At 67.0% G+C, this 23,889-nt stretch carries 23 protein-coding genes; 12 read left to right on the top strand and 11 right to left on the bottom strand.

From position 1 onward, the window contains the following. Positions 1 to 11 precede the first annotated feature (11 nt). Positions 12 to 1,709 carry a dihydroxy-acid dehydratase gene (gene ilvD, locus K6L26_RS00235; RefSeq protein WP_036390556.1) on the top strand — a complete coding sequence of 566 codons (1,698 nt, stop codon included), beginning with the start codon at positions 12 to 14 and terminating at the stop codon, positions 1,707 to 1,709. 51 nt (positions 1,710 to 1,760) lie between these two features. Here the strand turns inward: ilvD and K6L26_RS00240 are convergent, their stop codons facing one another. Next, positions 1,761 to 4,370: a LuxR C-terminal-related transcriptional regulator gene (locus K6L26_RS00240; RefSeq protein ID WP_043370163.1), complete on the bottom strand. Its 2,610-nt coding sequence runs from the start codon at positions 4,368 to 4,370 to the stop codon at positions 1,761 to 1,763. Between the two features lie 178 nt (positions 4,371 to 4,548). Continuing rightward, the gene (locus tag K6L26_RS00245) at positions 4,549 to 4,989 is read right to left on the bottom strand and encodes an SPW repeat protein (RefSeq protein WP_043370161.1); all 441 of its coding nucleotides are present in this window, start codon (positions 4,987 to 4,989) and stop codon (positions 4,549 to 4,551) included. A gap of 137 nt (positions 4,990 to 5,126) precedes the next feature. Between K6L26_RS00245 and K6L26_RS00250 the strand changes: the two genes are divergently transcribed. After that, entirely contained in the window at positions 5,127 to 6,581 is a 1,455-nt protein-coding gene (locus tag K6L26_RS00250) for a hypothetical protein (protein WP_221852380.1), read from the top strand. A gap of 89 nt (positions 6,582 to 6,670) precedes the next feature. Continuing rightward, the gene (locus tag K6L26_RS00255; protein WP_221852382.1) at positions 6,671 to 8,374 is read left to right on the top strand and encodes an aldehyde dehydrogenase family protein; all 1,704 of its coding nucleotides are present in this window, start codon (positions 6,671 to 6,673) and stop codon (positions 8,372 to 8,374) included. A gap of 23 nt (positions 8,375 to 8,397) precedes the next feature. Here the strand turns inward: K6L26_RS00255 and K6L26_RS00260 are convergent, their stop codons facing one another. Continuing rightward, complete coding sequence (locus tag K6L26_RS00260; RefSeq protein ID WP_036390562.1) at positions 8,398 to 8,979, bottom strand: TetR/AcrR family transcriptional regulator; 582 nt, start codon at positions 8,977 to 8,979, stop codon at positions 8,398 to 8,400. 138 nt (positions 8,980 to 9,117) lie between these two features. On the opposite strand from K6L26_RS00260, the gene K6L26_RS31565 reads away from it, so the two are divergent. From K6L26_RS31565 to K6L26_RS00270, 3 genes are read left to right on the top strand one after another with little or no spacing between them, the layout of a single operon-like run. Further along, positions 9,118 to 9,840, top strand: a complete 723-nt coding sequence (locus tag K6L26_RS31565) for a class I SAM-dependent methyltransferase (RefSeq protein WP_245008662.1) — start codon at positions 9,118 to 9,120, stop codon at positions 9,838 to 9,840. Continuing rightward, complete coding sequence (locus tag K6L26_RS00265) at positions 9,755 to 10,132, top strand: MmpS family transport accessory protein (protein ID WP_080989724.1); 378 nt, start codon at positions 9,755 to 9,757, stop codon at positions 10,130 to 10,132. Before K6L26_RS31565 ends, K6L26_RS00265 begins: the two co-directional genes overlap by 86 nt. Next, complete coding sequence (locus K6L26_RS00270; RefSeq protein ID WP_064917847.1) at positions 10,129 to 13,029, top strand: MMPL/RND family transporter; 2,901 nt, start codon at positions 10,129 to 10,131, stop codon at positions 13,027 to 13,029. Before K6L26_RS00265 ends, K6L26_RS00270 begins: the two co-directional genes overlap by 4 nt. A 99-nt stretch (positions 13,030 to 13,128) precedes the next feature. Here K6L26_RS00270 and K6L26_RS00275 read toward each other — a convergent pair whose 3' ends face one another. Genes K6L26_RS00275 through K6L26_RS00295 form a run of 5 tightly spaced genes read right to left on the bottom strand, consistent with a single transcriptional unit; the run spans position 13,129 to position 16,841 of the window. Beyond that, positions 13,129 to 13,785 carry an O-methyltransferase gene (locus K6L26_RS00275; RefSeq protein WP_221852384.1) on the bottom strand — a complete coding sequence of 219 codons (657 nt, stop codon included), beginning with the start codon at positions 13,783 to 13,785 and terminating at the stop codon, positions 13,129 to 13,131. Between the two features lie 10 nt (positions 13,786 to 13,795). Next, positions 13,796 to 14,266, bottom strand: coding sequence for a TIGR04338 family metallohydrolase (locus tag K6L26_RS00280; protein ID WP_221852385.1), 471 nt, complete (start codon positions 14,264 to 14,266; stop codon positions 13,796 to 13,798). Beyond that, positions 14,263 to 15,006: a DUF2786 domain-containing protein gene (locus K6L26_RS00285; protein WP_221852387.1), complete on the bottom strand. Its 744-nt coding sequence runs from the start codon at positions 15,004 to 15,006 to the stop codon at positions 14,263 to 14,265. Before K6L26_RS00285 ends, K6L26_RS00280 begins: the two co-directional genes overlap by 4 nt. A 9-nt stretch (positions 15,007 to 15,015) precedes the next feature. Continuing rightward, the gene (locus tag K6L26_RS00290; protein ID WP_221852389.1) at positions 15,016 to 16,005 is read right to left on the bottom strand and encodes a hypothetical protein; all 990 of its coding nucleotides are present in this window, start codon (positions 16,003 to 16,005) and stop codon (positions 15,016 to 15,018) included. After that, complete coding sequence (locus K6L26_RS00295; RefSeq protein WP_221852391.1) at positions 16,002 to 16,841, bottom strand: alpha/beta hydrolase; 840 nt, start codon at positions 16,839 to 16,841, stop codon at positions 16,002 to 16,004. Before K6L26_RS00295 ends, K6L26_RS00290 begins: the two co-directional genes overlap by 4 nt. 24 nt (positions 16,842 to 16,865) lie before the next feature. Here K6L26_RS00295 and K6L26_RS00300 point away from each other — a divergent pair, with 24 nt between their 5' ends. Further along, positions 16,866 to 17,891, top strand: a complete 1,026-nt coding sequence (locus K6L26_RS00300) for a sigma-70 family RNA polymerase sigma factor (RefSeq protein ID WP_221852393.1) — start codon at positions 16,866 to 16,868, stop codon at positions 17,889 to 17,891. A 14-nt stretch (positions 17,892 to 17,905) separates the two neighbouring features. Here the strand turns inward: K6L26_RS00300 and K6L26_RS00305 are convergent, their stop codons facing one another. Next, a complete protein-coding gene (locus K6L26_RS00305) occupies positions 17,906 to 18,397 on the bottom strand; it encodes a VOC family protein (protein WP_221852395.1) in 492 nt (163 codons plus the stop codon). Between the two features lie 128 nt (positions 18,398 to 18,525). On the opposite strand from K6L26_RS00305, the gene K6L26_RS00310 reads away from it, so the two are divergent. Next, positions 18,526 to 19,650 carry an NDMA-dependent alcohol dehydrogenase gene (locus K6L26_RS00310; protein WP_036390574.1) on the top strand — a complete coding sequence of 375 codons (1,125 nt, stop codon included), beginning with the start codon at positions 18,526 to 18,528 and terminating at the stop codon, positions 19,648 to 19,650. A 72-nt stretch (positions 19,651 to 19,722) separates the two neighbouring features. Here the strand turns inward: K6L26_RS00310 and K6L26_RS00315 are convergent, their stop codons facing one another. Next, a complete protein-coding gene (locus K6L26_RS00315; RefSeq protein ID WP_036390575.1) occupies positions 19,723 to 20,136 on the bottom strand; it encodes a YkvA family protein in 414 nt (137 codons plus the stop codon). Positions 20,137 to 20,212: 76 nt separating this feature from the next. After that, positions 20,213 to 20,989 (bottom strand): SDR family NAD(P)-dependent oxidoreductase, encoded by a 777-nt coding sequence (locus K6L26_RS00320; RefSeq protein WP_036390576.1) that lies wholly within the window; start codon positions 20,987 to 20,989, stop codon positions 20,213 to 20,215. A gap of 72 nt (positions 20,990 to 21,061) precedes the next feature. Here K6L26_RS00320 and K6L26_RS00325 point away from each other — a divergent pair, with 72 nt between their 5' ends. From K6L26_RS00325 to K6L26_RS00340, 4 genes are read left to right on the top strand one after another with little or no spacing between them, the layout of a single operon-like run. After that, positions 21,062 to 21,781 carry a pirin family protein gene (locus K6L26_RS00325; protein ID WP_221852397.1) on the top strand — a complete coding sequence of 240 codons (720 nt, stop codon included), beginning with the start codon at positions 21,062 to 21,064 and terminating at the stop codon, positions 21,779 to 21,781. Beyond that, on the top strand, positions 21,759 to 23,021 hold the full coding sequence (locus K6L26_RS00330) for a PQQ-dependent sugar dehydrogenase (protein ID WP_221852399.1): 1,263 nt from the start codon (positions 21,759 to 21,761) through the stop codon (positions 23,019 to 23,021). The genes K6L26_RS00325 and K6L26_RS00330 overlap by 23 nt, the downstream gene beginning before the upstream one ends. Before the next feature lie 16 nt (positions 23,022 to 23,037). Next, positions 23,038 to 23,472, top strand: coding sequence for a helix-turn-helix transcriptional regulator (locus K6L26_RS00335; RefSeq protein WP_109531079.1), 435 nt, complete (start codon positions 23,038 to 23,040; stop codon positions 23,470 to 23,472). Between the two features lie 5 nt (positions 23,473 to 23,477). Next, positions 23,478 to 23,888 (top strand): VOC family protein, encoded by a 411-nt coding sequence (locus K6L26_RS00340; RefSeq protein ID WP_064896410.1) that lies wholly within the window; start codon positions 23,478 to 23,480, stop codon positions 23,886 to 23,888. Position 23,889 lies beyond the last annotated feature (1 nt).

Genomic DNA, 23,889 nt, shown 5'->3' on the forward strand with positions numbered 1-23,889 from the left:
TACTGAGCCTCATGTCTGACCAGCCTGACATCAAGCCCCGCTCCCGCGACGTCACCGACGGCCTGGAGAAAGCCGCAGCCCGAGGCATGCTGCGCGCGGTAGGGATGGGCGACGACGACTGGGTCAAGCCGCAGATCGGCGTCGGGTCGTCATGGAACGAAATCACGCCGTGCAACATGTCGCTGCAGCGGCTGGCCCAGGACGTCAAGGCCGGCGTGCACGAGGCCGGCGGGTACCCGCTGGAGTTCGGCACCATCTCGGTCTCCGACGGCATCTCGATGGGCCACGAGGGCATGCACTTCTCGCTGGTGTCCCGTGAGGTGATCGCCGACAGCGTCGAGACCGTGGTGCAGGCCGAGCGTCTGGACGGCACCGTGCTGCTCGCCGGCTGCGACAAGTCGATCCCCGGCATGCTGATGGCCGCGGCCCGCCTGGACCTGGCCTCGGTGTTCTTCTACAACGGCTCGATCATGCCGGGTGTCGCCAAGCTCACCGACGGCACCGAGAAGGAAGTCACGATCATCGACGCCTTCGAGGCGGTCGGTGCGTGTGTGCGCGGGCTGATGTCGCGCGAGGACGTCGACATCATCGAACGCGCGATCTGTCCGGGCGAGGGCGCCTGCGGCGGCATGTACACCGCCAACACCATGGCTTCGGCGGCCGAGGCACTCGGTATGTCATTGCCGGGCAGCGCATCTCCGGTGGCCGTGGACAAGCGGCGCGGCGAGTTCGCCCGCCGCTCGGGTGAGGCAGTCGTCGAGATGCTGCGCCGCGGCATCACCGCCCGCGACATCCTCACCAAGGAAGCCTTCGAGAACGCCATCGCCGTGGTGATGGCGTTCGGCGGGTCGACCAACGCCGTGCTGCACCTGCTGGCGATCGCCCGCGAGGCCGAGGTCGAGCTGACGCTCGCCGACTTCACCCGCATCGGCAACAAGGTGCCGCACCTGGCCGACGTGAAACCCTTCGGCCGCCACGTGATGAAGGACGTCGACGAGATCGGTGGCGTGCCCGTGGTCATGCGCGCACTGCTCGACGCCGGTCTGCTGCATGGTGATTGCCTGACGGTCACCGGTAAGACCATGGCCGAGAACCTCGCCCACATCGCTCCCCCGGACCCGGACGGCAAGGTGCTGCGGGCGATGAACGACCCGATCCACCCGACCGGCGGTATCACGATCCTGCACGGCTCGCTGGCTCCCGAAGGCGCCGTGGTGAAGTCCGCAGGGTTCGAGTCCGACGTCTTCGAAGGTACGGCAAGGGTTTTCGAGCGCGAGCGGGCTGCGCTGGACGCACTTGAGGACGGCACGATCACGCACGGCGACGTCGTGGTGATCCGCTACGAGGGCCCCAAGGGCGGCCCGGGCATGCGCGAGATGCTGGCCATCACCGGTGCCATCAAGGGCGCCGGGCTGGGCAAGGACGTGCTGCTGATGACCGACGGCCGGTTCTCCGGCGGGACGACGGGCCTGTGCGTCGGGCACATCGCCCCCGAGGCCGTCGACGGCGGGCCGATCGCGTTCGTCAAAGACGGTGACCGGATCCGCCTCGACGTGGCTAACGGAACGCTCGACGTGCTGGTCGACGAGGCCGAGTTCGAGGCTCGCAAGGCCGGTTTCGAGCCGCTCCCGCCGCGCTACAAGACGGGCGTGCTGGCCAAGTACACCAAGCTGGTCCAGTCGGCTGCCGTCGGCGCCGTCTGCAACTAGACGCGATTTGTGCACGATTTTCCGCGCTGACCGCGGAAAATCGTGCACAAATCACTGAGTACCCTTCGGGCCGCGACGGATGATGGCCGCGAGTTGCTCGCGTGAGCTCGCCCCCACCCGCTGACTGGCCCGGTAGAGGTGGCCTTCGACGCTGCGCACCGACATCACCAGCCGCTCGGCGATCTGTTTGTTGGACAGCCCCGCGACAACGAGTTCGACGATCTCGCGCTGCCTTCCGGTCAGCGGTTGCCCGGCCGGGTTGCGCAGGGCCGGAGTACACAGCCCGCCGCATTCGTCGGCGCCCTCCTGCGCGACAGCCGCCGCGTACGCGCTGCGCTTGCCCTGCCCATGACGACCGAAGGCCACCGCGGCCTGCGCGGCGGCGTCCGCGGCGGTGGCCCGGTCACCGATGGCGCGGTAACCCTCTGCGGCAGTGAGCAATCCGGCGCCGTCATCGGCCGCCAGCGCCTCGATGTGGCGGGCCACGGTATCGGCCAAGGGTAGTTTCAGCGCGTCCGCGAGTTCGCGTGCACGGGTCACGCCCGACGCGTCGCCCCATTGCGCGGCCGTCTGCAGGCACAGCAGCTCGTGCGTCGGCTGTTCGCGTTCGGCGGCGGCGCGACCCGCTGTGCGCACCACGTCGATGGCATCGGCCAGAGCGCCACCGGCGGCCAGCGTCCATCCGGTGGCCACCGACATCGCGGTGTTCATGAACACGTAGTCCTCGGGCACCCGATCGGCGGCCCGGGCCAGGGCTTCCGCCGCCGCGCCGGCCTGGCCGAGCTTGGCGTACGCCTCGGCCAGCGAGAAACAGCTGGCAACCCGCAAACCGGTTGTGATGTCGTGAGTTTCGGCACCAGCGTAGGACTCGTGCAGATGCTTGACGGCGGCGGCCAGATCAGCGCGCACCAGTTCGGCGTGGCCGAGCAGGTAGGCCAGGTTGGCGTATACGAGCCCCGGCACATCGCGCGCCGACTCGTCCAGCCGTGCCGCCATCTCCGTGACGTCTTCGATCTGGCCGGTCAGCCGGCACGCGCGGGCGTGGACCGCACCGAACCAGAATCGCAGGGGCGAGGATTCGAACGAGGTGTTGGCGTTCTCGACAGCCCGGTCTGCGACATCGCGAATCTCGTCGACGTGTCCGAGGGCGCCGAGGGCCATCATCAACGCGATCGAGGCCATCAGCGAGTGAATATGGTGCAGCCCACCGGAATCCAAGGCGGCCTTGGCGTTTTGCTCCGCGCTGGCACACTGGCCGAGCACCACGTCGACACAGGCTTGGATGGCCAGCCGTTCCATCCGCTGCCGATCGGATTCGGCCTCATCGGCAAGCTTTTCCAGGATCGCGCGGGCGTCGAGCGGCCGCCCGAGCATCCAGGTCAGATTCGCGGCCCGCAGCGTGGCCCAGTGGTGACTGTCCGCCCTGCCGTCGGTGCTGATCTCACGCAGGATCGCCTCGGCTTCTTCGCCCCGGCTCAACAGAACCAGCGTCACCGCCCGCATCGGTGCTGCCTCTGGCGCCCCGCATTCGGCTGCGGCAGCGGCGAATCGGTCCGCCGCGTCGGGGTCGAGCAAGACCGTGGCACACCGGGCCGCGGTCAGGAACAGCTCGGGGTCCGGTGGCTGGTCGGAGTGCAGCGCCAGCAGAGCCCGGCGCACGGTCGCGCGCATATCGCCGTCAGGCTCCGACGCCAGCCGGCGCACGAGCTGCCCGCGAATTCTCGACAGATGCATCTCACCGGCTGTGGCCCTGCGCAGTTCGCCGTACAGCGGGTGCGCCAGTGTCGCCACGAGCCGGCGCCCGACCCGTTCGACCCTGACCAGATGCATCTGTTCAGCGGCCTCCAGATCAGCGGGCTCGACCAGATCGACCAGCACGTCGACACTGAGCGGCTCGCACTGCGAAAGCGTGTCGAGCACCAGCGCCATGCCGGGCTCGAGCTCCCCGAGACGACGCCCCACCATGTCGGAGAGGCTCTGGGACACGGCCACATCGCCGTCCCACATCCACACCCCGGCGGATTTGTGCATCCGTCCGGCCGCGATCTGGTCTTTCAGCAACTGCAGCAGGTACAGCGCGTTGCCTCCGGTCAGCTTCCAGAAGCGGCGGGCGCTGCGGCTGTCCACCGGTCCACCGACCGCGGATTCGATCAGCGTGGCGGCCGCGTCGACCGACAGCGGTTCGAGGTCGATCCGGTCGAGCAGGCTGTCCTTCCACAACGCGGTCACCGCGTCGGGCTCCGGGCCGCCCGAACGTGCGGTGACGACCAGACGCACCCCCTGTGTCTGCGCCAGCTGGTGTACGACGTGCGCGGACAGCGGATCCAGCAGGTGGGCGTCGTCGACGCCGATGACGACCTTGCCCATGCGCTGCTGGGTCACGAACGAATCGATCACGCGTCGCACGTCGGGCAGCGGATCGCACATGCTCTGGCTGATCGATCCGGTGAACGCCCCCAGCGGGATGGCTCGCGCCGATTCGGTGCCGACGAACCAATTGGTGCGGTGCCCGGACGTCGCGGCGTGGCTCAGCGCTTCGCGGGCCAACCGGGTCTTCCCGACGCCGGCACTGCCGACGATCACCACACCGTGGTGGCCTCCCGGCCCACCAAGGCAGCGACGGATCGTCGCCAGTTCTTGTTCCCGCCCCGCCAGCTTCATCTCAGCAGTTCGTACTCACCATCGCCGTCTTGTGAAGTCCTGCGATTGCCCAGGATATGGCGCAGAACACGGACCGGGGCGCGAATTGACGCATCGTGCGATTCGCGGGCCGGTACCGGCACACAGGTATCCCCTCCAGCCGGACACCGGCTGGGCAGTCCGGCGCGCCTACTGGCGGCTATGCGTGCCGCGCTTCCGAATTGCGCACCCGCATCCCGAAGTACATCGCGTTGAAGCCCAACACCATCACGAGCGCACCGCTGATCACATGCGACCAGATCATGCCGGTGGTCGGCCCACTGACGAACACCCACGGCGAGACGATCAGCCAGACACCGAAGATCGGCAGGGTCCAGGTCATGCCGTGGGCACGGTCCAGCGCGAAGCTGAAACACATGGACAGGAACGCGATCGCCCCTCCGACGATGAGGTCGTTGACCGTGAGCCTGTTGAATGCGTCGAAGCCGACGATCCAGGGGGAGAGCGCGACATACATCGCCGTCAGCAATGTCAGGCCGAAGGTGACCTGCGCGGCCATCGACTCCGCGACCCGGTCGTAGCCCGCGCGTAGGGCCATGATGTCCGGATGCAGGTCGATTGATGAATGGACTGCACTCATTTTCTTATCCTTTCCGTTACACGGCAAGGCGTTTGGGCCGTGCCGCACCCATCCATCACCTCTCAGATTACGCCGCGGAACCGGCGTCGGCGGCGGGCGTCGGCAACGCGCGGCCGTCGCCAAGTACAGTCGTCTCAATGCGGTGGCGCAGCAACGCCCGAACAGAAGACCCCACCGGTGCACGTCGGCAACTCGGCTGGTTCGCAACACTCTTCGCGATGGCGTTGGTCTTCCATTACTCCGACAGCCAGCCCCTCGCGGTGGCACCCGCGTTACTGGCCGGGCTCCCCGCCCTGGTCTTTCCCGGCTCGGTGCCCGCGGCCGGCCTGGCGGTGGCGGCCGGGGCCACCGTAGCCGTGCTCGATTTGCCTGCCGCGTCCAACCATCTGGTGCTGAGTTTGTTGGTCGCCGTCGGGCTCGGCACCGCGGCCGTGTGGGCATGGGCGGTGAGAAATCGGTCCGGGGTACCGGACAGCTTTGTCGAGCGCTGGCTGGACGCCGCCCGCAGTCCGGTCGGCCTGGCGTTGCTCGTGATCTATCTGTTCACGGTGTTCGACAAGCTGAACACCGCCTACTTCTCTCCGAGAACCTCGTGTGGCGGCGAACTGTTCGGCCAGATCATCTCGTTCAACGGCTTCGGCGATGCCGTGCCGGGGCCGGCCGTCGGCCAGGTGGTCGCCATTGCGGCCGTGGCGATCGAGGCCGTCATCTTCGTGTTGCTGGCGGTGCCGCGCATGCGTTTCTGGGGCGTGCTGATCGGGGTGGCCTTTCATTCGATACTGGCGCTGTCGTCGTTCTATGACTTCGCCACCGTCGTGTTCGCGGTGTACGTGCTGCTGCTTCCGGCCGAGGCGTTCGCCACCCCGGCGGTGCGCCGACCCGCCCTGCGTTACGTCGCGCTCGCGGGTTTCGCCGGCCACGTGCTGCTGAGCGCGGTCTCGAGTTCGGCCGAATCGCCGGACAGCCCGATCGGCCTGCCGTGGCACACCCTGCTCGTCCTGACCTGGTTCGCCGCCGTGCTCCCGGTCATGGTCGCCGTGCTGCGCGGCTACCGCAGTGCGCAGGCGGCCGGTGTCACCACCCCCGGCTGGCACCTACGCCCCCTGGCGCTGCTGGCCGCGCCGCTGCTGGCATTCGCCAACGGGATGACGCCGTATGTGGGGCTCAAGACCGTGGCGAACTTCTCGATGTTCAGCAACCTGCACACCGAAGAGGGCACCACCAATCACCTGCTGCCCGGCGTCACCCGCTTCGAGCTGACCGATTACCTGCGAGACACCGTCACCGTGGTCGGGCTGGAGCTGCCCGAGTACGCGGGCGACACGACTTACCTTCTGAGACAGACCCGTTGGCTGACCGAGGACCCACCGGTGCGCATTCCCTGGCTGGAGTTGCGCCGCACGGTGACGCTGTGGCGGGACGCCGGGGTGACCGGCGTCCGGATCGCCTACCTGCACGGCGGGCCGCCTCAAGTGGTGAACGACGCGACGAACGATCCCGTGCTGGCGGCGCCACTACCGTGGTGGCAGCGTCATCTGGTGGCCTTTCGGGCCGTCGACTCAGGTTCGGGTGCCGACTTCTGCCGGTGGTAGGCGGGCACGAATGGGGCCGGACCGCCGGCCTTCGAGCAGTACGCTGCGATCGACGCATTGGTGCAATTTCGACAAGAGCGTGAGCTGATATGACCGAAACGCAGATCGACGAGGCCCTCGCAGAGCTCGTCGAAGGTGAAAAGACCTGGGCTTGCTTGTCCTTGGCGGCCCGGCGCGGGCTGCTCGACGAGGTCCGCTCCTTGACGGTGCGCCACGCCTCCGAGTGGGTCGACGCCGCCGTGGGCATCAAACAACTGGATCCGGCTTCACCGCTGGTCGGCGAGGAATGGATGTCGGGTCCGTACTCGCTGGTGGCCGGGCTGGCCGCCCTGTCGGAGAGCCTGGCCAAGCTGGAAGCGGGCCGCAGCCCCCTCGACGGCGCCGTGTTCGGTTCCGCCCCGGGTGGGCGGACGACGGTAAAGGCCCTGCCGCTCAACACGTTCGACCAGCTGCTGCTGTCCGGGTTCAGCGCCGAGGTGTGGCTGCAGCCCGGCATCGAGAAGGCCGAGGCGATCCGGTCGGCCGGCCTGGCCCAGCTCGACCCGTCCCGCACCCCCGGTGTGGGCGCGGTTCTGGGCGCGGGCAACATCTTCTCGATCGCACCGCTGGACACCATCTACGAGCTCTACGCCCACAACCGCGTGGTGGCGCTCAAGCTCAACCCGATCACCGATCCGCTGCTACCGGTGCTGACCAAGGTGCTGGCTCCGTTCATCGCGGTCGGCGCGGTGCGCATCCTCACCGGTGGCGCCGAGGCCGGCACGTACCTGGTGCGGCACAAGCTCGTCGACCACGTGCACATGACGGGCAGCGCATTGACGTACGACGCCATCGTGTTCGGCACCGGAGAAGAGGGCGCCCGCCGCAAGGCCGCCGACGAACCGGTGCTCGACAAGGACATGACCGCCGAGCTCGGCGGAGTCTCACCGACCATCGTGCTGCCCGGCCAGTGGAGCAGTGCCGACATCGAGTTCCAGGCGAATCACATTGCCACGCAACGGCTGCACAACAACGGCTACAACTGCGTGGCGGCACAGGTGGTGGTGCTGCCGAAGCGCTGGGCCCAGCGCGACGAGTTCATCGCGGCGATCCGCAAGGCCGTCGACGACGCACCGGCTCGGCCGGCCTACTATCCCGGCTCCGACGTCAGGGTGGCCGGCGCGGATTCGTCGTATCCGGACGCGCAGCACCTGGGCTCGAAAGGCGCACGGGTCCTGGTGGTAGATCCGGTCGATCGCGAAGCGCTGTTGCGCACCGAGTATTTCGGCCCGGTGCTCGGCGTGATCGAACTCGACACCGAAGACGACAGTTCCGCCGAACAGTTCTTCGCCCAGGCGGTGCGGGTCGCCAACGACGAGTTCGTCGGCACCCTCGGGGTAAACATCATCGCTCACCCGGACACCGTCAAGGGCATGGGCGACGCGTTCGACGACCTCGTCGAGAAGCTGCGGTACGGCACCATCGCGATCAACGCGTGGACCGGCGTCGGCTACCTGACACCGACCGCGACCTGGGGGGCGTTTCCCGGGCACCAGCGCAATGACATCCAGAGCGGAACCGGCGTGGTGCACAACGCTTTTCTGCTCGACGGTCCCGAGCGCACCGTCGTTCGCGGCCCGTTCCGGCCCGCGCCGCGTTCGGTGTTCCGCGGCGAGTGGTCGTTGTCGCCGAAGCCGCCCTGGTTCGTCAACAACCGCACCGCGGCGACAACCGGTCGGCTGCTGGTGGATTTCGCCGGAGCACCCGGTTGGGGCAAGTTGCCGGCGATCTTCGCGTCGGCGCTGCGGGGCTAGAAGCGGGGTTGGTCCGGGATCGGTCAGGCGGACGCGACGGGCGTGGCCGGCGTACGCAGCAGCCGCTGCGCGCAGTCCAGCAGCACGCGGTGCAGCTCCTCGTCGGAGACATCGTTGAGGCTGGGGTCGGTGGCGCTGCCGTAGACGCCTGAGGCGAGTACCGACATACAGATCCGGTCGGCAGTGTCGGGTTCGGGGCCCAGCAGGATCCCGGTGAGCCGTTCGATCGTGTCCTGCAGTTCGTCCCGGCTGTGCACCAGGCTGTCGATGACGGGATCGCCGTGGAACACCGCGGTGACCCGGCGATGCCGCACCGCCATCTCCACCATGCCGCTGACGGCCGCCTCCCGCCGGGCCTCGGGCGTGGACATCGCCTCGGCGATGCGGACCAGCCGCGTCATGTCGTCGAAGACCGGTTGGATGACCGCGAGCGCGATCTCGTCCTTGGAGTGGAACTGGTAGTAGACGGCGGCCTTGCTGACGCCGAGGCGATCGGCGATCATCTGCAGCGACGTGCCCTTGACGCCGTGCTCGGCGAACAGACCCAGTGCCGCCTCCAGCACGCGTTCGCGCGCAAAGCCACGCGGCGCAACAGCCTTTGCCACACCCGTCCCTCCGTCGCGCTGAGCGTACCCAACGCGGTCTAGATCACAGCGTCAATAGCCGAACTAACTTGATCGAAGTTAGCCGACTGTATAGGTTTCACTTTACATCCGGCAAGGAATCTGCGGGGAGGAGTGCTGATGCCGAGCTCATGCCTGGCGCCACGGGCCGACCTCCTCGACAGCTATCTGCTGGCGGCCGTCGAAACCGGCCTCGAACAGGTGGTTTTCCTGGCGTCCGACCTGGACCCACGTCCTTATCGACTGCCCTGGCCCGTGGGCACCACGGTGTTCGTCGTCGACGACCCGGCGATCCTCGAGGTCAAGACCGACGCCCTGGCCGGGACCGCCCCGACGGTCGCCGTCCACGGCGTCCCCGCCGACATCGGCGGCAACTGGGCCACCGCACTCGTCGGCGCCGGATTCGACACCGACCGGAGCACCCTGTGGAGCGTGGAGGGCGTACTACCCTTCATCCCATTGGCACAGCAGAGCCGGCTGATCGCCGACATCACCGCCATGAGTGCGCCGGGCAGCCGGCTGCTCTCTGAGATGTCGGTCAGTCCTTTCCGGGACGATTCCGGCGGGGAACTCCCCCTGGACGTCGACGTAGAAAGATGTTGGCGGGAATCCGCCGACGCCGACATGATCACGAAGTGGCAATGGAGCTGCGCAGCTAGCCCGTACGTCACCGCGTACCTGACCTCCGAAAGGCCGACCAGCAAATATGAAGCTGTTGAGACGGTTCTGGATTCCGTTGATCATCGCCGCGGTGGTAGTGGTCGGCGGGTTCACGGTGATGCGGGTGCGCACGTTCTTCGGCGCCGGCGACGGTACCGGCATCTCCAGCGCCAAGGTCGATGACACCAAGCCGTTCGACCCCAAGGTCGTGGTCTACGAGATCTACGGCGTGCCCGGAGCCACCGCCGACGTGAACTACCTCGACCTCGACGCCCAGCCCCAGCGCATCGACGGGGTGACCCTGCCGTGGACGCTGCGGCTGGAGTCCACCGCGCCCTCGGTCTTTCCCAACATCGTCGCCCAAGGCAACGGCGACACGATCAGCTGCCGCATCACCGTCGATGACGAACTCAAGGACGAGAGAACCTCCAACGGCGTGAACGCCCAGACCTTCTGCTTGGTGAAATCTGCATGAGCAATTACGACGCCCCGACCGACTCGATCCCGGTCGCCTCCCCACCAGCGCACAGCAACCACGGCGGGATCGCCAAGTGGATCCGGCGCCTGGCAGTGCCGATCATCATCGGCTGGATCGCCGTCATCGCCGTCCTCAATGTGATCGTTCCCCAGCTCGAAGAGGTCGGGAAGATGCGTTCGGTGTCGATGACGCCGGACGACGCGCCGTCGATGATCGCGATGAAGCGGGTCGGCGAGGTATTCCAGGAGTTCAAGTCCAACAGCTCGGTGATGGTCGTGCTCGAAGGCGACCAGCCGCTGGGCGACGACGCGCACAAGTACTACGACCAGATCGTCGAGAAGCTCGAGGCGGACAAGAAGCACATCGAGCATGTGCAGGATTTCTGGGGCGACCCGCTGACCGCCTCGGGCGCGCAGAGCTCCGACGGTCTGTCGGCCTACGTTCAGGTCTACACCGCCGGTAACCAAGGCGAGGCGCTGGCCAACGAATCGGTCGAAGCCACCGAGAAGATCGTCCAGAGCGTCCAGGCCCCACCCGGGGTCAAGGCCTACGTGACCGGCCCGGCCGCGATGTCGGCCGATCAGGAGATCGCCGGTAACCGCAGCCTCGAGATGATCACCGCGCTGACGTTCGTGGTCATCATCATCATGCTGCTCACGGTCTACCGCTCGATCATCACGGTGCTGCTCACCCTGTTCATGGTGGTGTTGTCACTGTCGGCCGCGCGCGGTCTGGTGGCATTCCTGGGCTACTACAACATCATCGGGCTGTCGACGTTCGCCACCAACCTGCTGGTGATGCTGGCCATCGCCGCCTCCACCGACTACGCGATCTTCCTGATAGGCCGATATCAAGAGGCCAGAAGTGTCGGCGAAGACCGAGAGTCGGCCTACTACACCATGTTCCACGGCACCGCCCACGTCATCCTCGGGTCGGGCCTGACCATCGCCGGCGCCACGTTCTGCCTGCACTTCACTCGGCTGCCCTACTTCCAGTCCCTGGGTATCCCGCTGGCCATCGGCATGGTGATGGTGGTGCTGGTCGCACTCACCCTCGGCTCGGCGATCATCGCGGTGGTCACCAGGTTCGGCAAGACGCTGGAACCCAAGCGCGCCATGCGGACTCGTGGCTGGCGCAAGATCGGCGCCGCAGTGGTGCGGTGGCCCGGACCGATCCTGATCGCCACCATCGCCGTCTCCCTGGTCGGTCTGCTCACCCTGCCCGGGTACAAGACCAACTACAACGACCGCAAGTACCTGCCGCCGGACCTGCCGGCCAACACCGGTTACGCGGCCGCTGACCGGCACTTCTCCCCCGCCCGGATGAACCCCGAATTGCTGTTGATCGAAAGCGATCACGACCTGCGCAACTCCGCGGACTTCCTGGTGATCGAGCGGATCGCCAAGCGCATCGTCGGCGTGCCGGGGGTCTCCCGGGTGCAGGCCATCACGCGCCCTCAGGGAACGCCGATCGAGCACACCTCGATCCCGTTCAACATCAGCATGCAGGGCACGACCCAGACCATGAATCAGAAGTACATGCAGGACCGCATGGCCGACATGCTCAAGCAGGCCGACGAAATGCAGGTCACCATCGACACGATGGACAAGATGATCGCGCTCATGGAGCAGATGCGCGATGTCATGAACAGCATGGTCGGCAAGATGCACGGCATGGTCGACGACATCAGGGAACTCCGCGACCACATCTCGGATTTCGACGATTTCTTCCGGCCGATCCGCAACTACCTGTACTGGGAACCGCACTGCTACAACATCCCGATGTGCTGGTCGATCCGGTCGGTGTTCGACACCCTCGACGGAATCGACACCATGACAGCCGATTTCGAGCAGATCGTGCCTGACATGGACAGGATGAACGCGCTGATCCCGGTGATGATCGCGAACATGCAGCCGATGATCGCGACCATGAAGACGATGAAGACCATGATGCTGACCATGCAGGCCACCCAGGGCGGTCTGCAGGATCAGATGGCGGCCATGCAGGACAACTCCACCGCCATGGGTCAGGCCTTCGACGCGGCCAAGAACGACGACTCGTTCTATCTGCCGCCGGAGACCTTCGACAATCCCGACTTCAAGCGCGGCATGAAGATGTTCCTCTCGCCTGACGGGCACGCGGTGCGGTTCATCATCAGCCACGAGGGCGACCCGATGAGCCCCGAGGGCGTCGCGCACGTCGCACCCATCAAGCTGGCCGCCAAGGAGGCGATCAAGGGCACCCCGCTCGAGGGCTCCAAGATCTACCTCGGCGGTACCGCGGCCATGTTCAAGGACATGCAGGAAGGCGCCAACTACGACCTGCTGATCGCCGGAATCGCCTCGCTCTGCCTGATCTTCATCATCATGTTGATCCTGACCCGAAGCGTGGTGGCCGCCGCCGTCATCGTCGGCACGGTGGTGCTCTCCCTCGGCGCATCCTTCGGCCTGTCCGTACTGATCTGGCAGCACCTGATCGGCCTGGAACTGCACTGGATGGTGCTGGCCATGTCGGTGATCATCCTGTTGGCCGTCGGCGCCGACTACAACCTGCTCCTGGTCTCCAGATTCAAAGAGGAGATACACGCCGGCCTCAACACCGGCATCATCCGCGCCATGGGCGGCACCGGCTCGGTGGTCACCTCAGCCGGCCTGGTGTTCGCGTTCACCATGATGTCGATGGCGGTCAGCGAACTGGCCGTGATCGGACAGGTGGGCACCACGATCGGCCTGGGCCTGCTGTTCGACACCCTGGTCATCCGGTCCTTCATGACCCCGTCCATCGCAGCCCTGATGGGCAAGTGGTTCTGGTGGCCACAGATCGTGCGTCAGCGGCCCAAGCCGGAGCCCTGGCCCAAGCCGGTCCAGCGCGAGCCACAGGACTCCCTGGCCTGACCCCGAGCACCGCGAGCGTGCGTGTCTGCTGGTCGACACACCGTCAACCACCAGCAGATTGCGCACGCTCGCGGCGTTTCAGGGGGCGGTCAGAGCGGGTTATCGCACGAGCGCGACAGCGAACCCGTCCCAGCCCTTGGTGCCCACGGTCTGAATGGCGGCCGTGTCCAACCGCGGATGGCTGCCCATCATCTCCAGCATGTCGCGCACTCCCCGCGCCTGTGCGTCATCGGCCGCCGGCGCGAGCACCCGACCGAACCGGGTGACGTTGTCCACCACGATGATCGAGCCCGGCCGGCCCAGCTTCACCGCCCACTCGACGTAGCGGACGTTGTTCTCCTTGTCGGCGTCGATGAACGTCAGATCGAATACGTCACCGCGCTCGGCCAGCCGCGGCAACGTGTCGAGCGCGGCACCGACGATCACCTCGACCCGGTCGGCGACTCCGGCCCGGGTCAGATTGGCACGGGCCACCTCGGCATGCCGCGGCTCGTCTTCGAGGGTGACGACGCTGCCGTCCGGTCCGACGCCGCGGGCGAGGTTGATGGTGCTGTAGCCGGCCAGCGTGCCGATCTCGAGCACCCGCGTCGCGCCGGAGATCGTGGCGAGCAGCGAGAGCAGCTTGCCGTGCTGGGCCGACACCTCGATGGCCGGCATGTCGGCAGCGTGCGCGGACTGGCGCGCCGCGGCCAGCGCCGCGTCCTCGGTGCGCAACACCTCGTTGAACATGGCATCGACTTCAGCGGGTTCGGTCATGTGCGCCAGGTTAGAGGACGCCTTCTTTCCCGTAGACCATCCGCAGCACCAGCCCGACCTCCGGACCCATGATCGTCGCGCAGAGTTCGCAATAGGCGGCGACGAAGGCCGGTCCGTGCGGCGGATCCGCCTGGCTCACGTGGTGGGCAAGTTCGTGCAGCACCACCAACTCCCGCAGTGCCCAGTTGTCACGCTCGGGCACGGCGATAACGGCCTTGCCGTCGACGAGTTCGTAGTGCGCCGCCGTCGCACCCCGGCGGGCGCGCACGGCGACCGGGCCGGCCCCGACCCGGGCGACGACGTCGTCGACGTAGCGCTGCACCGACTCCACCGACCCGAACTTCGCCTCCGGCGGTAGCGTCAGCGAGGTACCGAAGAAGTCGATGGCCCGCGAACTATGTTGTGCCGCACGGTCGAACATGGTCCGCACGAACTGCTCGGCGGCATACACCTTGGCCCGCTGGCTGTCGCGGGCGTTCACCGCTCCAGCGCGCCGCGTGCGCCCGAGATCTCCTGCTGCGGACCCAGCCGCGCTCGTCTGCCTGCACGGTCCCCGGCTCGACGGGCCGCCGAAGAGTATCCGGCCGACGCACTGGTGGCCCGCCAGGTACCACGGGCCTGCGACGCCGATCGGTAGAAGCTCTTCAGCTCGACATCCTTGTTCCGCAACGCGATTGCCGTTCCGGGACGGTCATTGCGGTCGGCCTCCTGCTGGGCCTCCTCTTTGGCTTCCGACAGCCGCTGGCCGATGCGGGCTCCGAAGGCCAACTGGAAATTGAGCCGTGCCGTGATCGTCGGCGTCGGACGGTGCGCGCCGGAGGCGATGTAGCTCTGGGACGCCTTCACCATCTGCAACACCAGGCTGGTGTAGAGCGCGTGGGTGGCGTCGATGTCCTCGGGGAACCCGTAGGCGTACACAAACGTCGAGTTGGACGCGACATCGCACTTCACATCGTTGGCCATGCCGATCACCACGAAAAGCTGCACATACGTACGCAGCCCCTTGGTGCCGGCCTCCCCGATGGTGATGGTGCGCTGCACCGGCATCTGCGCCTTGGTGCGCTCAGCCGAGTGCGACCGGGCCAGGGCCAGGTCGATGGATGTCGCGGTGGCCAGCCGCTGAGCCGCCGCCATGAACGCTTCGGCCTCGTGGGCGTTGTCGGTGCCCTCAGCCTGACGCAACAGTGCTGCGATCCGTGCCAGCATCTTGTCGTCGCTCACGCGACCAACCTAACCGGCGGCGCCGACAAACTTGCCGATCGCGTCGACCACCTGGGGTGACAACGATCCGGGCTTGCCGTAGTTGGCGATGCTGTCGGTGGGATCGTCGCGCAGCACATGGTTGACGCCCTTGAGCTCGACGACCGTGAGCGCGGTGTGCCGCAGCGCGTCGATCAGCGGACGCTCGATCGCACAGCTGGCCTGGGAGTCGGAATCCGAGCAGGTGAGCAGCACCGGCATGCCGTCGGGTAGCGCGGCAGCCAGTTGCACGGGGTCGATCTTGTCGGCCGCGATGATGGCGCTGAGGTTGTCCTTGTTGACGATCGCGCTCAGGCCCTCGGGGAGGTTGGCGGGCACGGTGCCCTTGGTGCGGATCTCGTCGACGGCACCCAGCCACGCCGTCAGCACCTCGGGAGCGGCTCCGGAACGAACCCGGTTGGTGATGATGTCCAGGTAGCGGCCGGACAACGGTTGAAACAGGGCCAGCGAGTGGACTTTCGGATCGCCGCCACCGCCGAGCGTCATGGCGTGGACGGCGCCCTCGCCGACCGCGTAAATCGACAGCTTTGCCGCGTCGGTGACGGGCCGGCCGGCCAGGAAACGCAGCGCGGCGGCGGCTCCGCTGGTGTAGACGCCGCTGACCACCTGGTCGGGCTTCTTCTCGTACGGGCCGAGTTTGGTTGCGCCGGTACCGATCTTGTCGTAGCGCAGGCTGGCGACCCCGTTGTCCGACAACGTTTCGGCAAGCTGGCGCATGTTGCCGACGGGCCCGACCACCTTGTTGTCGCCGTTGCGATCGGTGGGTCCGCTCTCCGAGATCAGCAGCGCGGCCGGGCCGGCCACGTCCTGGTGCCGGTAGGTCCCGTGGATGGTGAGTCCGTCGGCGTCGAACGTGACGTCGGTGTCGGCCCACGTCGGCGACTGGGCCCCCTTCGGGCTCTCGGCGCCGCAGCCGGCCACCAGCAGCACTGAAAGTACTGCTACCACAAGCTTTCTCACAGGTGCGTCTCGATCCAGGTCGTCACGTCGTCGAGGACAAGCTCCTTCTCCGGCTCGTTGAACACCTCATGGAAGAGACCCGGATACACCTTGAGGTGCACATCCGCCGACCCCACACATTCCACCAGGTGGCGGCTCCCTTCAGCGGATACCAGGCGGTCCATCTCACCGTGCACCACCAGCAGCGGCGCGGTCAGCGCCGAAGCGCGCCGCGGCATGGTCTCGCCCACGATGATCAGCGCCCGGGCAATACCGGCGGGGACCTTGCCGTGCCACACCAGCGGGTCGGCCTTGTAGGCGGCCACCACCTCGGGATCGCGGGACACCGCGTCGGCGTCGAGATTTTCCACCGGCAGCCCGGGAGCGAGCTTGCCGAGCACCTTGGCCGCGGCGGCCAGCACCGGGGACACCGCGGCCTGCGCGGCCACCGCGGGCCCGGACAGCACCATCGCGGTGTATTCGTCGGGGTACTCGACGCCGTAGGCGAACACGATGCCGCCGCCCATGCTGTGTCCCAGCACCAGCCGCGGCAGGCTCGGATACTCCGCGGCGGCGATACCGACGAGCGTGTGGAAGTCGCCCACGTACTCCGACATGTCGCGCAGGTACACGCGCTTGCCGCCGGAGCGGCCGTGACCGCGGTGGTCGAGGGCGTAGACGACCAGCCCCGCCTGTCCGAACCGCTGCGCGACGTGGTGATACCGCCCGGCGTGCTCACCGAGTCCGTGGGAGAGGACGACGACGCCTCTGGGCGCGATGTCGGGCGTCCATACGTCGTAGACGATGCGGACCCCGCCGACGCCGTCGAAGGTCTGTTCACTGCGCGTGCTGGTCACCCTGGCGAGCGTATTCGATCGAAGTTGTCGGGGCTGCTGCGTAAGCTCGCGATTGTGACGGTCCTCGCTCACCGCCTCGATGACGACAGCCCGGCAGATGCGTTCCTGGCCGATGCCCAGCGCTACCGCCGGGAGCTGCTGGCGCATTGCTACCGGATGACCGGCTCACTGCACGACGCCGAGGATCTGGTGCAGGAGACCTACCTGCGCGCCTGGAAGTCCTACGAGGGCTTTCAGGGCAAATCATCGGTGCGCACCTGGCTGTATCGCATCGCCACCAATACGTGCCTGACGGCGTTGGACGGCCGGCAGCGCCGCCCGCTGCCCTCGGGTTTGGGTAACCCCAGTTCCTCGCCCACCGACGAGATCGCCGAGCATCACGAGATCCCGTGGCTACAGCCCTTGCCCGATTCGACCGAGGATCCGGCCGATCCCAGCACGATCGTCGGTACCCGCGATTCGGTGCGGCTGGCTTTCGTCGCAGCGCTGCAGCATCTGTCGGCCCGTCAGCGCGCGGTGCTGGTGATGCGCGAGGTATTGCAGTGGAAGGCCGCGGAGGTCGCCGGTGCCATCGGCACTTCCACCGCCGCGGTGAACAGCCTGCTCCAGCGGGCCCGGGCCCAGCTCGACGCCGTGAGTCCCAGCCAGGACGACGAGGTCGTTGCACCGGACTCCCCGCACGCCCAGAACCTGCTGCGCAATTACATGGCAGCGTTCGAGGCGTACGACATCGACAAGCTGGTCGAGCTGTTCACGGCCGAGGCGATCTGGGAGATGCCGCCGTTCGACAGCTGGTACCAGGGGCCGCAGGCCATCGGCGACCTGTCCCGGTACAAGTGCCCCGCCGAGGAGCCCGGGGACATGCGGTTCATCGCCACCAGCGCCAACGGCCAGCCCGCCGCGGCCATGTACATGCGCAACCGTGAGACGGGCCGGCACGAGGCGTTCCAACTGCACGTCCTGGAGGTGCGGCCGGAAGGCATCTCCCATGTGGTGGCGTTCATGGAGCAGTCCCTGTTCGAGAAGTTCGGGCTGCCTGCCGTCCTGTGATGGCCACTCGGCGATCACAAACCTTCGTAGGCCGCCTGCAGTTGGGCGATGTCGAACTTGCCGTGGGTGCTCAACACCGCCGACATCAGCCGGGCATCGGCTGCGGGATCTCCTTTGCCCAGCAGGTCGTAGTACTCGGTCGGGGTGATCTGCCAGGCCAGGCCGTACTTGTCCTTGAGCCAGCCGCACGGCAATTCCTCGCCGCCCTCGACCAGAGCGGCCCAGAGTTGGTCGAGCTGCTCCTGGCCGGTGACGCGCGCTTCGAGGGAGATGGCCTCGTTGAAGGTGAACTGCGGGCCACCGTTGATACCGACGAGACGCTGTCCGGCCAGCTCGAACTCGACCACCACGGGCACATCTTGTGGAGACGGCGAATCGGGATGTGAGGCGATGGTGGTGATGACGCGGCCGTTGCCGCCGAACGCGGCGATGTAGTGCTGGGCGGCCTGCTCGGCCTCCCGGTCGAACCAGAGGTTGGGGACGATGCGTGCGTTGATCTCGGTCATGGCATGTAGACCAGCGCCGAGCCGAGAGTTCATCGGCGTGCAGCATTACAACGAAATCAAGCCGGTATATATGCAGGTCAAAGGCCAGTTACTAGACAGTACTGCAACCTGTTCTATTATCGCCTCCCATGAAGACCAAAGGCGCCCTGCTGTGGGAACTCAACTCGCCATTCAAGGTCGACGAGATCGACCTCGGCGACCCCGTCGCCGACGAAGTACAGATCCGGATGCATGCCGCGGGCATGTGCCATTCGGACTACCACCTGACCACCGGTGCCACCCCGATGGCTCTGCCGGCGCTCGGCGGCCATGAGGGCGCGGGCGTCGTCACCAAGGTCGGCAAGAACGTCACCGGCATCGAGGAGGGTGACCACGTCATCCTCGCCTTCATTCCGGCCTGCGGTGAATGTCCGCCGTGCCTGAAGGGCTTCCGCTCGCTGTGCGACCGTGGCGCGGTCCTGCTCGGCGGCAAGGCCATCGCCGACGGCACCAACCGGATCCATGCCGGTGGCCGTGAAGTGTCGCCGATGAACCTGCTCGGCACCTTCGCGCCGTACATGACCGTGCACAAGGACTCCGTCGTCAAGATCGACAAGGACATCCCGTTCGAGACCGCGGCCATCATGGGTTGCGCGGTGCCGACAGGCTTCGGCTCGGCCACCAACGTCGCCGACGTCAAGCCCGGTGAGACCGTCATCATCGTCGGCGTCGGCGGCATCGGCATGAGCGCGCTGCAGGGTGCGGTGATCTCCGGCGCCAAACAGGTCATCGCCATCGACCCGAACGAATGGAAGCGCGAGCAGGCCATCAAGTTCGGCGCCACGCACGTCTACCCGTCGATGGCCGAGGCCATCGCACCGGTGATGGAGACGACCTGGGGCCTGATGGCGGACAAGGTCATCATCGCGGTGGGCGAGATGAAGGGCTCCTACATCGAAGAGGCGATGATCCTCACCGCCAAGACCGGCACCTGCGTGGTGACGGGCATGGGCTCGATGATGGACGCCGACGTCAAGCTCAACCTGTTCCTGTTCACCATGTTGCAGAAGACGTTGAAGGGCAACATCTTCGGCGGCGGCAGCTCACATGTCGAGACGCCGCGACTGGTCGCGTTGTACAAGTCGGGTCTGCTCAACATCGACGACATGATCACGCGGACCTACAAGCTCGAAGATATCAATCAGGGCTACCAGGACATGTTGGACGGCAACAACATTCGCGGTGTCATCAAGTTCGACGAGTCGGACTGGTAAACACCTGGCGCACCAGACCCAAAACCCCCTCTCAGCGTCGAGAGGGGGTTTTGCGTCTCTTCAGTGGTCTCTTCAGCGGTTGAGACCGGTCAGCCGGACCAGGGCATCGAATCCGTCATCGCTGCCCGGCCAATGCGCCCGGACCGCGTCCAGGCCGGCGCGTCGCACGACGCTGCGCAACACCAGGGTGACGATGATGGCGTCATCGGCGTAGCCGAGCACCGGGATGAAATCGGGGATCAGGTCGATGGGCAGCGCCAGATAGACGACCAGCACGGCCAGTCGGATGCGCACGCCCCGCGGCAACGTCTTGTCGGCGGCCAGCCGCGGAATCAGCCGTAACAGGTCGGGAAGTATTCGCAGCGCCTCGGTGAGCAGGTTTCCGCGGGGCCGCACGACGAGCAGCGCGACGATCAGGATCAGCCAGCTCAGCAGCAGTGCGACACCGAGACCGATCAGCGCACTGCCCCACCAGGTGTCGACCACCTGACAATTGTCCCGTAGCCGCGAAAGTCCCCCGGAAACACGCGCTCCGGGGGACCTCCGTGTCTGTTCGCGAGGGTTACTTGGGTGGCATCCGGATGCCGCCGTCGACGCGGACCACTTCGGCGTTCATGTACGAGTTGGTCAGCAGCTCGACGACCATCGAGGCCAGCTCGTCGGGCTTGCCGAGGCGGTGCGGGAACAGCACCGACTCGCCCAGCTTGGCCTTGAAGGCCTCGGAGGCTTCGCCCTCGCCGTAGATCGGGGTGTCGATCAGGCCGGGGGCCACGGTGTTGACGCGGATGCCGACCGCGGACAGGTCGCGGGCCACCGGCAGGGTCAGGCCGACCACGCCGCCCTTGGACGACGAGTAGGCCGCCTGGCCGATCTGGCCGTCGAAGGCCGCGACGCTGGTCATGTTGACGATGGCGCCACGCTCGCCGGTGTCGGTGAGCTCGTTGCGGCTCATCGCGGTGGCGGCCAGCCGGATGCAGTCGAAGGTGCCGACCAGGTTGATCGCCAACACCTTCTTGTAGGCGTCCAGGTTGTGCGCGGAGGCGAATTCGCCGTCCTTGCCGATGGTGCGCTGGGCCCAGCCGATGCCGGCCGAGTTCACCAGGGCGCGCAGCGGGCCGAGTTCGACGGCCTTGTTGACCGCGGCCTCGATCTGCTCGGTGCTGGTGACGTCAACGCTGACGAAGGCGCCGCCGATCTCCTTGGCGAGGGCCTCACCTTTATCCGCCTGCAGGTCAGCCACGACGACGCGGGCTCCCTTGGCGGCCAACTGGCGGGCAGTCGCCGCGCCGATACCTGATGCACCACCGGTGACGATGGCGCTTGCTCCGTTGAGTTCCACGCCCCACACACTAAGCCTTGCGCTTAACCGATCCACCGGTTGGTCAGCATGGGCGGTCGGTAGGCTGGCGCCATGGCTTCCGGGACGTCCAGGGTCGACATCCGACGCGCGGACGACCGTGGTGCGAGCACCACTGATTGGCTGCAATCGCGGCACTCGTTCTCGTTCGCCGATTACTACGACCCGGCCAACACCCATCACGGTTTGTTGCTGGTCAACAACGATGACGTCGTCGCGCCCGGCGCCGGCTTTGACACCCATCCGCACCGGGACATGGAAATCGTCACGTGGGTGCTGTCCGGCCGGCTGGCGCACGCGGATTCGATGGGCAACTCCGGGGTGATCTACCCGGGGCTGGCGCAACGGATGTCGGCGGGCACCGGGGTGCAGCATTCGGAGAAGAACGGATCCGACAGCGAGCCCGTGCATTTCGTGCAGATGTGGGTGCTGCCCGACACGGCCGGGGTGACACCGAGCTATCAGCAGCAGGAGATCGAGCTGGCCGACACGTTGACGCCGATCGCCTCCGGCGCCGTCGACGCGGCCGTCACGCTGCACAACCGCAACGCCACGTTGTACGGCGCTCGCCTGCGGCCCGGCGGCTCGGTCGAGTTGCCGGCGGCCCGCTACGTCCACCTGTTCGTGGCGCGCGGGTCGGTCACGTTGGAGGGATGCGGGGCGCTCGGCGAGGGCGACGCCGCCCGGCTCACCGATACGGGCGGACGGATCACGGCCGACACCGAGGCCGAAATCCTGGTTTGGGAGATGAATGCGGGTTTGGGCGGCGCGTAGCGCGATGGCACTGCTCACCGCGGCCGCACTGGCCGCGTGTGGGTCCCAACCCGAAACCGGGCCGACGCCGCCTCCATCACCGTCGCCGTCCAGCTCGGAACGGCCGCCTGCGGGCCTGGCGTCGGTGCTCCTCCAGGTGCCTGACCGGTTCGCCCAGGCCCCGCTCGACGAGCCGCGCCAAGCCCAGATTCCGGCCGGCTGGACCATCGAGGTGATCGCCCGGGTACCCAAGGCCAGGATGGCGGCGTTCGCTCCGGACGGCGCGCTGCTGGTGTCGGTCCCGGCCACCGGACAGGTGGTGACGGTGCGCCCCGACCAGCGCACTCTGCTCGACGGACTTCAGCAGCCGCATGGGCTCTTCTTCGCGGGGTCGACGCTGTACGTGGCCGAGAGCAACCAGATCACGGCCTACGAGTACGTCAGCGGCCAGGCGCGCAACCGCCGCATCGTGGCCGGTGGCCTGCCAGACGCCAAAAGCCCCGACCTGCACGGCGCCTATGCCCATGCACTCAAGAGTGTGGTCGTGGGATCCGATGGCGCAGTGTACTTTTCGATCGGCTCGACGGGCAACGTCTCGGCCGAAGACCGCGACGCAACCCCGCCGCGGGCCACGATCATGCGGGTGCCACCGGGCGGAGGGCCGGCGGCGCCGTTCGCCACCGGGGTGCGCAACGGCACGGGACTGGCCATCGCCGGCGACGGCTCGCTGTGGACGGCGGTGAACAACCGCGACAACGTGGCCGATCCGCAGGGTCGGGTGCGGCAGGACTACGTAGACGACCATCCGCCGGAATCGGTGGCGAAACTGACGCCGGGACGCGAATTGGGTTGGCCGTACTGCAATCCCGACGGATCACCGCCTGCGAGGTTCATCCGGGACATGCAGACCAACGCCGACGGCGCCAAGATGGACTGCGCGGCGCTGGCCCCCGTCGAGCAGACGCTGGGTGCGCATTCGGCCCCGCTGGGAATGAGTTTCGCCGACCTGCCACAGCCCTTCGGTTCCGGAGCGCTGGTCGGGGTGCACGGCTCGTGGAACCGGCAGTCGCCGCAGCCGCCCGAGGTGTCGTTCTTCGGTTGGCACGACGGCACATTGGGGCCGCAGCAGACCCTCGTCGGCGGATTCCAGGCCGACGACGGCACCCGCTGGGGCCGCCCCGTGGCGGCAATACCCGGTCCGGACGGCGCGGTGTACATCACCGACGACTACGCCGGTGCGGTGTATCGCCTGGCGCCTTAGCCGTAGCATCGCCGGTGTGGCCGACCAACAGCTACGCGATCTCAAGCTGCTGCGCCGGGTCCGGGACCGCATCGACCGCGAGTACGCGCAGCCGCTGAACGTCGAGGCACTCGCCCGCGGGGTGAACATGTCCGCCGGGCACCTGTCTCGGCAATTCAAGAGCGCCTACGGCGAGTCACCGTATTCGTACCTGATGACCCGCCGTATCGAGCGGGCCATGGCGCTGCTGCGCCGTGGCGACATGTCGGTCACCGAGGTCTGCTTCGCCGTCGGGTTCTCCTCACTCGGCACGTTCAGCACCCGGTTCACCGAGCTCGTCGGCATGCCGCCGAGCACATACCGGCAAGAGACCGCGGGTGTGAACGAAGGCATGCCGTCCTGCGTGGAAAAGCAGGTCACCAAACCGATCAGGAATCGAGAAGCGCCCGCCACCCGCCTCCACTTAGCGTGAGAACCATGGAACTCACCATTCACTCCAGCATGCTCCCCCTCGACGACCCGGAAGAGTCACTGGCGTTCTATCGCGACGTGCTCGGCTTCGAGGTCCGCCTCGACGTCGGCAAGGACAAGATGCGATGGATCACCGTCGGTCCACCGAATCAGCCCGACACTTCCGTCGTCCTCTACCCACCGTCGGCCACCCCGGGTCTCACCGACGACGAGCGCCGCACCATCGCCGAGATGATGGCCAAGGGCACTTTCGGAACACTCCTGCTGGCCACCAAAGACCTCGACAGCACCTTCGAGAAGGTGCAGGCCGGGGACGTCGAGGTGGTCCAGGAACCCACCGAGCAGCCATACGGTGTGCGGGACTGCGCGCTTCGCGATCCTGCCGGCAACATGGTCCGGATCCAGGAGTCGCGCTAGC

Source organism: Mycobacterium farcinogenes, assembly GCF_019739075.1.
In the GTDB taxonomy this organism is placed as follows: Bacteria; Actinomycetota; Actinomycetes; order Mycobacteriales; family Mycobacteriaceae; genus Mycobacterium; species Mycobacterium senegalense.